Source organism: Sphingobacterium sp. (assembly GCF_032065005.1).
Lineage (GTDB): Bacteria > Bacteroidota > Bacteroidia > Sphingobacteriales > Sphingobacteriaceae > Sphingobacterium.
Window position 1 is genome coordinate 1 of the sequence record NZ_DAMBMM010000010.1, and the last position, 12,430, is coordinate 12,430.

11 protein-coding genes are annotated in these 12,430 nt (G+C 41.1%); 9 read left to right on the forward strand and 2 right to left on the reverse strand.

Going from position 1 to position 12,430, the window contains the following annotated elements; all coding sequences use genetic code 11:
- The first annotated feature begins 334 nt into the window (after window positions 1-334).
- Window positions 335-1,297, forward strand: coding sequence for a TIGR01212 family radical SAM protein (locus RT138_RS15045; protein WP_313191336.1), 963 nt, complete (start codon window positions 335-337; stop codon window positions 1,295-1,297).
- 48 nt (window positions 1,298-1,345) lie between these two features.
- Here the strand turns inward: RT138_RS15045 and RT138_RS15050 are convergent, their stop codons facing one another.
- A complete protein-coding gene (locus tag RT138_RS15050; RefSeq protein ID WP_254528156.1) occupies window positions 1,346-1,813 on the reverse strand; it encodes a nucleoside triphosphate pyrophosphohydrolase family protein in 468 nt (155 codons plus the stop codon).
- A gap of 74 nt (window positions 1,814-1,887) precedes the next feature.
- Entirely contained in the window at window positions 1,888-3,348 is a 1,461-nt protein-coding gene (locus tag RT138_RS15055) for a pseudouridine synthase (RefSeq protein ID WP_409529459.1), read from the reverse strand.
- A gap of 506 nt (window positions 3,349-3,854) precedes the next feature.
- Here RT138_RS15055 and RT138_RS15060 point away from each other — a divergent pair.
- The 8 genes from RT138_RS15060 (at window position 3,855) to cls (ending at window position 12,376) form a co-directional block, all read left to right on the forward strand.
- Entirely contained in the window at window positions 3,855-4,532 is a 678-nt protein-coding gene (locus tag RT138_RS15060; protein WP_313191337.1) for a lytic transglycosylase domain-containing protein, read from the forward strand.
- Window positions 4,533-5,000: 468 nt separating this feature from the next.
- Complete coding sequence (gene ccoN, locus RT138_RS15065) at window positions 5,001-7,148, forward strand: cytochrome-c oxidase, cbb3-type subunit I (protein ID WP_313191338.1); 2,148 nt, start codon at window positions 5,001-5,003, stop codon at window positions 7,146-7,148.
- A gap of 24 nt (window positions 7,149-7,172) precedes the next feature.
- A complete protein-coding gene (locus tag RT138_RS15070) occupies window positions 7,173-7,370 on the forward strand; it encodes a hypothetical protein (protein ID WP_093094859.1) in 198 nt (65 codons plus the stop codon).
- Entirely contained in the window at window positions 7,367-8,278 is a 912-nt protein-coding gene (locus tag RT138_RS15075; RefSeq protein WP_313191339.1) for a cbb3-type cytochrome c oxidase N-terminal domain-containing protein, read from the forward strand. The genes RT138_RS15070 and RT138_RS15075 overlap by 4 nt, the downstream gene beginning before the upstream one ends.
- A 16-nt stretch (window positions 8,279-8,294) precedes the next feature.
- Window positions 8,295-9,695 carry a cytochrome c oxidase accessory protein CcoG gene (gene ccoG / locus RT138_RS15080; protein WP_185213491.1) on the forward strand — a complete coding sequence of 467 codons (1,401 nt, stop codon included), beginning with the start codon at window positions 8,295-8,297 and terminating at the stop codon, window positions 9,693-9,695.
- Window position 9,696: 1 nt separating this feature from the next.
- Window positions 9,697-10,122, forward strand: coding sequence for a FixH family protein (locus tag RT138_RS15085; protein WP_313191340.1), 426 nt, complete (start codon window positions 9,697-9,699; stop codon window positions 10,120-10,122).
- Between the two features lies 1 nt (window position 10,123).
- Window positions 10,124-10,816: a sulfite exporter TauE/SafE family protein gene (locus tag RT138_RS15090; RefSeq protein ID WP_313191341.1), complete on the forward strand. Its 693-nt coding sequence runs from the start codon at window positions 10,124-10,126 to the stop codon at window positions 10,814-10,816.
- 90 nt (window positions 10,817-10,906) lie between these two features.
- Window positions 10,907-12,376, forward strand: coding sequence for a cardiolipin synthase (gene cls, locus RT138_RS15095; RefSeq protein WP_313191342.1), 1,470 nt, complete (start codon window positions 10,907-10,909; stop codon window positions 12,374-12,376).
- Window positions 12,377-12,430 lie beyond the last annotated feature (54 nt).

Genomic DNA, 12,430 nt, shown 5'->3' on the forward strand with positions numbered 1-12,430 from the left:
ATTTTATAAAGAAGCCCGCTGTCAACAGACAGCGGGCTTTCTGTTTTTAGGGGCATTTCATATCTATATAAGGGTTCAGCCGGGAAAGGCATGCCTGCGGGCGCATGCCATATGCCAATAAGGTACCGGGGCCGTTCCGTCAACATCTTATCCATCATGATCCTGGATTATCCTCCCATCCATTTAATCCTGGTTCATTCCCAAATCTTGGTCCATCCTCTCATCCTTTCCATCCTGGTTCAAAACCACCCATCCCGGTTCAAACTATCTTGCCCACAACTCCCTTAAACTCAATTCATTTATTTCTTTCAAAATTCCTTATCTTTGCATTTCAATGGGTACACAATTAGATAATGGTATTAAGCCTTATAACCACTATGGGGCTTATCTGAAAGAGAAATACGACGGACAACGTGTGTTTAAGGTTATCGTAGATGGTAATTTTACCTGTCCGAACCGTGATGGTAGCAAGGGTTATGGTGGATGTACCTATTGCAATGTAGATTCTTTTACGCCTGATACGGCCCGTAAGATCCCATCGATCAGGGAGCAGGTAGAAAATGGTATCGAACGCGCGAGAAATAGCTATGGTGCTGAGAAGTTCATTATCTATTTCCAGCCAAATACCAATACCTATGCACCGACGCATCTCCTGAAGATGATGTATGATGAGGCCTTGAGTATCTGTCCGGAACATACTTTAGGTCTTTCGGTCGGTACGCGTCCGGATTGCTTGGATTTTGAGAAGATAGCGTTATTGGAAAGCTATACCGATCGCTACGATGTGGACCTGGAAATGGGCATGGAATCGATCTATAATGAAACCTTGGAACGCATCAACAGGGGATGTTCGCACGATGAGTTTATTTCAACGATGAAGATGTTGGAAAATACCTCCTTGGAGCTCTGTGTTCATACGATATTCGGCTTTCCTTGGGAGACGGAGGAAATGATGCTGAAGTATGCCGATGAAATCAATAAGCATCCCAAGATCAAATTTGTGAAATTACACCATCTACATATCGTAGAAGGATCCATCATGGGTGTAAAATATAAACGTGAACCATTCCATCTGTTCAGCATAGAAGAGTATACCGATTTTTTGGCCAAGTTTATTCCATTATTGCGACCTGATATCATTATTCAACGGATATTCGGTATTGCGGATAAGGAATTGCTGATTGCACCTAATTGGGGATTTCCTAAATCGGGTATACAGACCAAGATTGATAAGGGATTGGAAGAAAGAGGAGTGAAGCAAGGTTCGGCTTATAGAGAAGCTGACCTGACGATATAATGAAAAAGGATGCCATTGGGCATCCTTTTCTTTTATGCTTATGTTTTATTATTTCTCAACGATGGTCTTAAGATCAGCTGGAGAATAATAAATTGATTTTAAGGTCTTGTCATCGCCTTTTCTGAATACCAAGTATTTGCCATCGATTTCCTTGTAATAAGATTCGACGCCTTTGGCTAGGTAATGTTCTTGGGTTTCTATGGCTTCCTGTTCCGTTTTGCAGGCTTTGCTCATGTTTGAGCGTTGAACTTCATTGAAGAGGTCATTGAATTTATCCTTTAATCCAAATTCCAAGATAGCTCCAGAAAGTACATATTGAATATCACAAAGGGCATCGGCGATCTCTACTAAATCTTTGTCCTGAATAGCCTCTTCAAGTTCTTTCAATTCCTCAGCGATTAAGGATACTCTCAGTTTGCAACGAGTTTCTGAAGGAATTGTAGGTTGATCTAAAATCGGGTGCTGAAATGTTTTATGGAATTCAGCCACCGACGTTAAACATTTAGGGTCTGTCATATCAAATCTAATTTTGTTAAAAATACGAAAGTGGGCTCAAATAAAAAAGGCGCAATCCAATTGCGCCTTGTATGCTATTTCATTAAATGCTTTAATTGGATGATTTCCTTCTCTTCAAGGTATCTCCAACGTCCGCGGGGAAGATCTTTTTTGGTCAGGTTTGCATAAACCACACGGTCAAGTTTTTCAACTTCGTAGCCTAGGGACTCAAATATACGTCTTACGACCCTATTTTTACCGCTATGGATCTGAATGCCAACTTCCTTTTTTGAACCGCCTACAACGAAGCTAAGGTCGTCTGGTTTGATAAAGCCATCCTCTAGTTCAATACCGAATTCGATTTTGTTGAAATCTCCTTGGCTAAGGCTCCTGCTCAACTCCACATTGTAGATTTTGCTGATGTTATTCCTTGGATGGGATAATTTCTCAGCCAGGTTGCCATCGTTGGTCAACAGAAGAAGACCGGTAGTGTTTCTGTCCAAACGTCCTACTGGATAGATACGCTCTTTAGTCGCCTTAGAAACCAGTTGCATAACGGTTTTGCGTTCTTGAGGATCATCTGTGGTGGTGATATAATCTTTTGGTTTGTTCAAAAGGACATACACCATTTTCTCACGTTTCAGACGTTCATCGTTATATCTGATTTCATCTTTGGCAGGATCAACCTTGGTCCCTAATTCAGTAACCACAACACCGTTTACTGAAATAACTCCAGCTTCGATCAGCTCATCAGCCTTTCTACGGGAACAGATACCTGAGTTAGAGATATAACGGTTCAAACGGATCAAACCATCATCCTCAGCGTTGAAGTTTTTCTCTTGCTTAGGTTTTCTGAAGTTGTCTTTGCGGAAGTCGCGATCTGATCTTTCATCATTGTCACGGGAAAAACGTTTGTTTCCAAAGTCTTTTCCTTTTCCATCAAACTTTTTATATGGACGGTCTGAGCTGAAAGGTTTTTCAAACTTACCATCTCTATTGAATTTTGAGTCCTTACCGAATTTTGAACCTCTTTTAGGTGTAGCTTCATCGCCGTACCTTGATTTTCTTTCCGGTCTTTCCTCTCTATTGAATTTGGAATCTCTATCAGGTCTAGCATCTCTGTCAGGTCTAGCATCAGCTCCGAATTTGGAGCTTCTATCAAATTTGGCGTCTCTTCCGAACTTGGAATCTCTGTCAGGTCTAGAATCTTTGTTGAATTTATTGTCTCTTCCGAACTTGGAGTCTCTGTCAGGTCTTCCATCTTTATTGAATTTGGAGTCTCTGGCAAATTTAGAATCCTTGTTGAATTTGGAATCTCTTCCAAACTTGGAGTCTTTGTCAAATCTGCTTTTGTCAGAATTTGAGTCGCGATTAAATTTGTCGGATTTGTAACTTCTCGATGAGTCGAAGGATGATTTATCGTCCTTTTTGTTGTTTCTGAAGCCGTCTGAACTGCTTCTTGATTTTCTGGAGTTGTCGTCTCGACTGTTCCTTTTGCTATTGAATGGCATAATTCGAAAAAATGAGCCACAAAGATAGGCAATTTTTTCACTCATTCAGCATTTAAACACAATACTTTGTTAAATATTAGATTGCTTATACAATAACATTGCTTAAAACTCCCTTTAAGCTCAATAGGGGCCTAATAATCTAATTTATAGCGATTTAGGGATTGTAAGGAAAAACCACGGGAAATTGCAGCTTCTTGCTAGTTAGGATTGTTTGATTTGTCGGTTCATAACCTCTATTTCGGTAAATATATGTTTATAAAGGTTTAGAAAAAATAAAAAATTGCCTAAAAATGTTACAATTTGAGGATTTTTTGAAAAAGTAGTTTAAAGTGGTTTTAACGTAGGTTTTACTTAGCTTTAACTTTAATTAACTTTCTTTATTAATACTATTGTTTGTGCGTTAAAGTAATAAGCTGTACTTTTGGAGCTTGATTTTTCACCAAGCTACTTTTTGATCGGTCTCAACAAGTTCCGTGGATAGGGTGGCAGTAAGGGAATGAATGGTTAAAAAAAGAGTATTATGTAGTAGTGCGCTTTTGATGTTAATGTTAATGTCAAACTTGTACTCCAAACCCCAACCAGAGATGGCCGATCCTTTTAGAAAGGCGTTGGACCACTCGATGAAAGCCAATATTTCAGAAACATTGGCTAAAAAAGAGGCAGAAAACGACCCTTATAGTCAGCTCTCTTTTGCAGAAACTGATATTCCATTGGAAGAAGTTACTGTACAGAAAAAACTAGACAAGTACCTGAGCAGGTTTGCTTATCTAAAAAAGCCCTCACATCACATTCACAAAAAAGCGGATCAATTACTCCCCCGCATTGCAAAAATCCTGAAAAGTTATGGTGTTCCTGAAGACTTCAAGTACATTGCTGTAGTTGAAAGTAGCCTGAACCCGAAAACAACTTCTCATAAAGGAGCTGGTGGCTATTGGCAATTTATGCCGGCAACTGCCCGTTTATATGGATTGAAAGTGAATGGTAGTGTGGATGAGCGCTTAGACTTGATTAAGTCTACACATGCGGCAGCAAAATATCTAAAATCATTGCACAAAGAGTTCGGTGATTGGACATTAGCGGCAGCAGCTTATAACGTTGGTGGCGGAAGTTTGAGAGCTTCCCTTAGAAGACAGAAGAAAGACAGCTATTATGACTTGAAATTGAATTCGGAAACTGCAGCCTACGTCTATAAGATCATTTCCATGAAAGCAATCTTGGAAACGACATAAAGCGCGAAAGCCTAATTTTATGAACAATACCAAATCAGGAAACCCAGAGGTTTCCTTTTTTTGTGCCTTATCTAATAGGTATATAATAACTAAACAAATACTTGAAAATTAATGTAGCTAATCATCCTATGTTTAGTAGAATTTACCTAAATTTAAAATAATGAAATCCCTTACGGGGATTTTTTGTTGACCTAATGAAAAGCGTATTGAGTGGATTGGAGGAAAACTAAAGAGAAGCTATTTGCCGTATCCCAATTTTTCGAAAAGATCAGGAATTGAACCTGGTCCTCAATAAGATTATGAAGACCTAAAGTACCTGTTACACCTTCTTTTTGGTTATCCGTTTTTGCGATTGCCACTTTCCTAAATAAAAAAGTGATTGAAATCACATTTTCTTGCTTCTCATTATCATTAGAATGTCATGGGCAGACTGGTAATTTTGAATCGTTAACTTAATATATAAGAATAATGCAGGTAGAGCAATTTAATTATGACAACAAGATTGTCAGAGATTTTGGAATCGCAACTGTAATCTGGGGGATCGTCGGAATGACTGTCGGGCTAATCGCAGCCTTGCAGTTGGTATGGCCAGAGGTAAACTTTGGACTCCAATATTCCACATTCGGACGTATTCGACCTTTACACACCAACGCAGTAATCTTTGCCTTTGTAGGAAATGCCATTTTTATGGGGGCTTATTATTCCATGCAGCGGGTTTTAAAGGCCAGGATGTTTAGCGATTTACTTAGTAAGATCCACTTTTGGGGTTGGCAATTGATCATTGTAGCCTCAGCAATTACCCTTCCGTTAGGCTTGACCAGTTCGCATGAATATGCTGAAATGGAATGGCCAATTGACCTTGCCATTACCATTATCTGGGTAGTGTTTGGTATCAACATGTTCGGAACGATCATCAGACGTAGAGAAAGACATATGTATGTGGCCGTTTGGTTCTACATTGCGACTTTCGTTACGGTTGCCGTTCTTCACATTGTGAACTCCATTCAGATGCCAGTGGGTATGTGGAAAAGTTATTACGTTTATTCAGGTGTTCAAGATGCATTGGTACAATGGTGGTACGGGCATAATGCGGTTGCATTCTTCCTTACGACTCCGTTCTTAGGTCTGATGTACTACTTCTTGCCTAAGATGGCTAACCGCCCTGTATATTCCTATAAATTAAGTATTCTACACTTCTGGTCCTTGATCTTTATCTATATCTGGGCCGGACCTCACCACTTATTGTATACCTCTTTACCAAGCTGGGTACAGTCCTTAGGTGTTGTATTCTCCATTATGTTGATCGCTCCAAGTTGGGGAGGTATGATCAACGGTCTATTGACCTTACGTGGTGCATGGGATAAAGTTAGGACTGAGCCTATCTTGAAATTCATGGTTGTAGCATTGACCTGTTATGGTATGGCAACCTTTGAAGGACCTATGTTATCCTTGAAACAAGTTAACGCTATTGCCCACTTTACGGACTGGATCGTTGCACACGTGCATATCGGTGCCCTAGGATGGAACGGTTTCATGACCTTCGCTATCTTATATTGGTTGATCCCTAGGATCTATAAAACTCAATTGTACTCTAAGAAATTGGCGAATGCACACTTCTGGATCGGTACATTAGGTATTTTGTTCTATGCTATTCCTTTATATTGGGCAGCAGTAGTACAAGGTTTGATGTGGAAAGACTTTACGCCAGAAGGTGTATTGAAATACCCTAACTTCTTGGCTACTACCTTGGAAATCCTTCCAATGCACATGATGCGTGCTGTAGGTGGTATCCTTTACCTTACAGGGGTAATCATGATGACCTACAACTTGGTTAAGACCATCAAAACGGGTTCTTTGGTTGCCAATGAGCCAGCAGAAGCACCGGCATTAGAACCGATCCAAAAAACAGAAAAATCTGCTCACCGTCGTTTAGAGCGTAAGCCTATCTTGTTTATGGTGTTGTCATTGATCGCTATCCTTATCGGGGGTATCGTGGAGATGATCCCAACCTTTACAGTGGCCAACAACGTTCCTAAAATTGCTTCGGTGAAACCATATACCGCTTTGGAATTGACCGGACGTGACCTCTATATCCGTGAGGGATGTGTGAACTGTCACTCGCAGACCATTCGTCCATTCCGTTCGGAAACTGCACGTTATGGTGAGTACAGTAAGGCAGGTGAGTTCGTTTATGACCATCCATTCCTATGGGGTTCGAAACGTACCGGACCAGATCTTCACCGTATCGGTGGTAAATATCCGCACAAATGGCACTTTGACCATATGTTGGATCCTACCATCACCTCGCCAGGGAGTATCATGCCTCCATACCCATGGTTGATCGAACAAGATATCAACTACAAATACCTAACCGGTAAGATGAAGGTGATGAAGAAACTAGGGGTGCCTTATTCGGATGATGAAATCAACAATGCAGTTGAACATGCAGAAAAGCAAGCACAAGACATCGTAAAAGATTTAGCTGCAAACGATGTCCAGGTTGAACCTAATAAAGAGATCGTTGCGATGATCGCCTATCTACAACGCTTGGGTACAGACATCAAGGCTGAGCCTAAGAAAGCAGATGACGCGAATAAAGTAGCAGAAAACAATTAATGTAACACAAAAAAAGAAAGAGCTATGTGGAGACAAATCACAAACTTACATGGAGATGAGATTTACTTGATCATCTCGCTGTTAATCTTCTTGACTTTTTTTATCCTGGTAGCCATTATGCTGTTTACCATGAAGAAAAGCTTTGTGGATTACATGAAAGGATTACCATTTGATGAATCCGATAAACAGAATGATAACTTACCTGAATCTGAACGTATATGAATCTAATATTAATACTGAGCAGTGTATCAGGAACGCTGATTGCGATTGGTACAGGCAACTTATATAACGATATTTTCTATCTAGCCGTATTCTTCGTATTGATCGCCGTATTGGCCGCTGCCATCACCATCAACAAGGCCTTGAGGTCTATGTTGAAAGTGACCATGCCCGAGGTTGTCAAAGAAGAAGAACGCCAAAAAGCGGAAAAGAAACTGTCCAGAAAGAACTACTGGAAGAGCACATGGAACTATATCATGGGCTTGAAACCTCTGGAGGAAGAAAAAGACATGGTGATCAAAAACCATGAATACGATGGAATTGAGGAATTGAACAACCCTATTCCGGTATGGTTCAATGCCTTGTTCTATTCTTCTGTTGTCTTCGCGGTGGTTTACCTTTTGATTTACCAAGTATTCGGTTGGGGATTGAACCAAGACCAAGAATACGAGCGCGAGATGGCAAAGGCAGAGATTGAAAAACAAGAGTTCTTGGCTCAGTCTGCAAATTCCTTTGATGAAAACACCATCGAAGTGGATGAAACTGGAACGCTGGCAGCAAATGGTAAGGCATTGTTCACCACGAACTGTGCAGCCTGTCACGGTGCAAATGGAGAAGGTACCATTGGTCCTAACTTGACCGATAGGTTCTGGTTGCACGGTGGCGAGATCAAGGACATCTTTAAAACCGTAAAATATGGTGTTCCGGAAAAAGGGATGGTGCCTTGGGAACAAACCTTGACACCAGCGCAGATTGCAGAGGTAAGTAACTTTATCCTCACCTTGAGAGATACCAAACCTGCAAATCCAAAAGGTGCAGAGGGCGTCGAAGTCACTGCATACGAAATTGAAGGAGGTGCTGCTCCAGCTGCTGAAGGCGAAGCTCCAGCAGATAGTACAGCAACAAAATAATAAATATTAAAAAATCATGGGAACAGTAGTAAATGAATCCAATCAACAAAACCAAATAGATAAATCGAAAAGAAAATGGATATACGCTAAGAAACCTAGCGGGCAATTCTTTAACTATCGACAGGTTGTTGGCTACGGATTACTACTGTTCTTCTTTTTAGGTCCCATCCTAAAAATAAACGGAAACCCTTTCTTGATGTTCAACATCATTGAAAGGAAGTTCTCCATCTTTGGTAACATCTTTTACCCACAAGACTTTCATATCTTCCTGTTTGGGATGCTGATCGTACTGGTCTGTATCGTTCTGTTTACTGCCGTGTATGGCCGTGTATGGTGTGGTTGGACCTGTCCGCAGACCATATTTATGGAGCTCATATTCCGAAGGATCGAATACCTGATCGAAGGTGACTGGACCCAACAGAAAAAATTGAATGAAGGTCCTGATACCGATGTCAAGGCTTGGAAGAAGTTTCTGAAGCACACTGTTTTTCTGTTAATATCCTTTATCATTTCCAATCTGTTCCTTTCCTATATTATTGGGGTGGATGCACTTTATAAGATTGTCACAGATCCCGTTGAAAACCATATTGTAGGTTTCCTTTCAATTATCGTTTTCACCTTGGTGTTCTATTTCGTGTTCGCCTTTGTCAGAGAGATCGTTTGTACCCGTATCTGTCCCTATGGTAGATTGCAAGGGGTGCTTTTGGACGACAACTCCGTTACAGTTGCATATAATGTGAAAAGGGGAGAACCAAGAGGGAAAATCAGAAAAGATTCTTCTGAAGAAAAAGGGGATTGTATCGACTGTAACCTCTGTGTGAATGTATGTCCTACTGGGATTGATATCCGTAAGGGGCCTCAATTGGAATGTGTTTCCTGTACAGCCTGTATCGATGCTTGTGATGCCGTTATGGACAAGATTGATAAACCAAGACGTCTGATCGGTTTCTATACTTTGGCAGAGGCAGAAGGCACGGAAACGGAGGATGCAGGTAAGAGGAAGAATACCAGGGCGGTCATATATACCGGTATTCTGGTGGTATTGATGGGGATCTTTGGATTTATGATCTTCAGTCGTTCTGATGTGGATGGTCGTCTATTGCGTGCAAAAGGCAGTACTTACCAAAAACGTGACGATGGAACGGTGACCAACTTGTACACCTTGGAAGTGATCAATAAAACGAGTAAGGACCTAGACTTCGACTTGGTTAGTGCCACGGAAGGGGTCAAGATTCAGGTGGTGAATCCAATTTCCCATTTGAACCGTGAAGGAAGTGCGAAATTAAGCTTATTTTTGATAGCAGACCAGCAGTCCATCAAACAATATAAAACTGACGTGAAGGTGGATATCAAGGTTGGCGATAAAGTTTTAGAAACCATGGAGACGACATTTATTGCGCCTCCAGCAAAAAAATAAAATGAACTGGGGATATAAGATAGTATTTGGTTTAGGGGCATTTATGCTATTTATTGTTGGTGCGGGGATCTATATGGTCAGTCATGATTCAGATACCTTGGTCGAGTCAGACTACTATGAAAAAGGGCTGAACTATGATGAAACTTTCCATAAGAAAGAAAACCTGCTCGCAGATCATGCTAAACCAAGACTTCAACTGCTCAAAGACAGCTTACTGATTGAGTTTTCATCAGCTGGAAATAAAGGAAACCTGAAGTTTACCCGCTTGGATGACAAAAACCTCGATCAAATATTACCTTTCAATACAGCTAACAAGCAGTTTATGCTGCCTGTTGGTAGTTTCAAGAAAGGGAATTGGAAATTAGAAATTGACTGGGTGCATTCGGATAAATCTTACATTTCCGATCACGCCGTGTTTATTCAATAAAATGACTTATCATTATCTGGCGTTTTTTATGGGCCTTTTGGGCAGTATCCACTGTGCGGTTATGTGCGGTCCGCTGCTGCTTGCCGTTCAGGCAGGGCAGAAGATCTCCTGGAAAACGACTTTTAATAAATTGCTCTATCAATCTGGCCGTATCCTGACTTATGGTCTATTAGGCCTGCTGCTAGGTGTACTTGGAAATGCAGCCACTATCCAAGGTTGGCAGCAGGGATTTAGCCTGGTTACCGGCATTATCCTATTTGCCATTGGCCTTTTCTATATGTTTGGCAAGAGTTCTTCCAGATTGGCATCCATTCAGACCAAAGCCATCCAACCCTTTGCAAAGTTTATGAGCAAATGGCTGTATAGGCCTGGGGGAAGTTTTATAGCTGGTGTACTGAATGGCATCCTGCCTTGTGGAATGGTCTATATGGCCTTGGCATCTGCCGTAAATGCAGATTCCTTGACCAATAGCTTTCTGTTTATGCTGCTGTTCGGACTAGGGACCCTACCTTTATTGCTGGTATTTTCTTTTGCCGGCAACTTCCCGAAACGTATCTTCAAGACCAGTTTTTCTACGGTATTGCCCATCTTGTTCCTGATTATGGGTGCTTGGTTCATCTTGAGGGGAGCTAACCTGGATATCCCATATTTAAGCCCCTTATTGCATATGGATGGTGCAATGAATTGTGCATAATTGATTTTCTTTCCTATCTTGTATGGAAGCCTTCTTTTTTGTCTCAAAACAAATATGGGCTAATTTGGTTATTAGAGATAATTTCTATCTATGCAGGAGCACTTAAAGACTGTTTTACATTTTCTGGAAATATGGGGCTGGATCCCATTAACGATAATGTATGTTGGAGTAATCATAACCATCCTTATTGAAAACCGAAATCCTACCAAAACCATTTCTTGGGTACTTGTCATTGTATTTATCCCTTTCGTGGGCCTAATCCTTTATTACCTTTTTGGACAGAAGTTTTCAAAGGTCAAGAAAATGAAACGGATCAATCAGGAACAGACCCTACGGTTGAAAAAGGAATTCCAGCGCTTGGAGCCATTGATGCAATGGTCCATACGGAATATACAGAGCAAGATCGGCGACCTCTCCCGAGTGTATTCCTATCTCAAGAATGAGAAGCTCTCTACACCGACCTTAAATAATGAAGTAACGCTCTTGGTCAATGGCGAACAGATGTTCCCTGCGCTTTTGGAATCTCTGGCAGCAGCCAAGCATTCTATCCATATGGAGTTCTATATCTTTGATTTGGACAATATCGGCACCCAGGTCTTGGACTTACTGGAAAAGAAAGCCAATGAAGGGATAATTGTCCGTCTGATCGTGGACAGCTTTGGCTCGCCAAAGGTCGTTCGGTACATGAGGAAAAAGAAAGATAGCAAAATAGAATTCCAGGCTTTCCTACCTGTGACCTTTACCTCCTTGGCAAATTCCAACTTCCGTAATCACCGGAAAATTGCAGTGATCGATGGCTTTGTATGCTATACTGGCGGTATCAATATTTCAGATCGCTATGCCAACCCGAATGAATTTGGATTGTATTGGCGAGATACCTCGGTCAAGATCGTTGGGAATGTGGGGGCTATGTTCCAGATCAGCTTCTGGAACCAATGGAACCAGACCGACGGCAAACCCTTTAAATTGGATGATGGATATCTTCGTGAAACCCCTGTTGTGACCGATCAGTTGAGCGCAGTGGCATTGTCTTCCAGCGATCCCGGATCTATCGGTCCATTCAATATGGAAGCATTGCTCATCAGTATCGGAGAGGCAAGTGAAAGCATTAAATTATGTACCCCCTACTTTATTCCTTCAGAAGAATTATCTACCGCACTTAAAACGGCAGCCGCTGCCGGTGTAGAAGTCGAATTGATGATCCCTGCTGAAGGTGATTCCTGGTTTGTTCAACATGCAACCTTTTCCTACCTCAAACCACTCTTGGAAAGAGGAGTAAAGGTCTACCAATATGAAAAAGGTTTTTTACACGCGAAAACTTCGATTATAGATGGCAAAATTGCCTATGTAGGAACTGTCAACCTTGATTTCCGAAGTTTTTATATCAATTATGAAGTTGCTGCTGTTATCTCCAATCGAGATTTCTGCAGAGAAATGGAAAAGCAGTATGATATTGACCGTGAAAATTGTGTGCTGATTACCATCAAGGATTGGAAAAAAAGAAAAGCTTGGAAGAGAGGAGTGGATTCCCTTTGCCGATTGCTTGCGCCATTGCTGTAGGTATCTGTTAAATTTCCTTAAGGCTTCCCTCGTTCCCTAAAAATTCAATATATT

Bases quoted from the DNA above. Each gene is read 5' to 3' on its own strand.
- RT138_RS15060 (WP_313191337.1), top strand. From the start codon at position 3,855: ATGTCAAACTTGTACTCCAAACCCCAACCAGAGATGGCCGATCCTTTT.
- RT138_RS15055 (WP_409529459.1), bottom strand. From the start codon at position 3,348: ATGAGTGAAAAAATTGCCTATCTTTGTGGCTCATTTTTTCGAATTATG.
- RT138_RS15085 (WP_313191340.1), top strand. From the start codon at position 9,697: ATGAACTGGGGATATAAGATAGTATTTGGTTTAGGGGCATTTATGCTA.
- ccoN (WP_313191338.1), top strand. From the start codon at position 5,001: ATGCAGGTAGAGCAATTTAATTATGACAACAAGATTGTCAGAGATTTT.
- RT138_RS15050 (WP_254528156.1), bottom strand. From the start codon at position 1,813: ATGACAGACCCTAAATGTTTAACGTCGGTGGCTGAATTCCATAAAACA.
- cls (WP_313191342.1), top strand. From the start codon at position 10,907: ATGCAGGAGCACTTAAAGACTGTTTTACATTTTCTGGAAATATGGGGC.
- RT138_RS15070 (WP_093094859.1), top strand. From the start codon at position 7,173: ATGTGGAGACAAATCACAAACTTACATGGAGATGAGATTTACTTGATC.
- RT138_RS15090 (WP_313191341.1), top strand. From the start codon at position 10,124: ATGACTTATCATTATCTGGCGTTTTTTATGGGCCTTTTGGGCAGTATC.
- RT138_RS15045 (WP_313191336.1), top strand. From the start codon at position 335: ATGGGTACACAATTAGATAATGGTATTAAGCCTTATAACCACTATGGG.
- ccoG (WP_185213491.1), top strand. From the start codon at position 8,295: ATGGGAACAGTAGTAAATGAATCCAATCAACAAAACCAAATAGATAAA.
- RT138_RS15075 (WP_313191339.1), top strand. From the start codon at position 7,367: ATGAATCTAATATTAATACTGAGCAGTGTATCAGGAACGCTGATTGCG.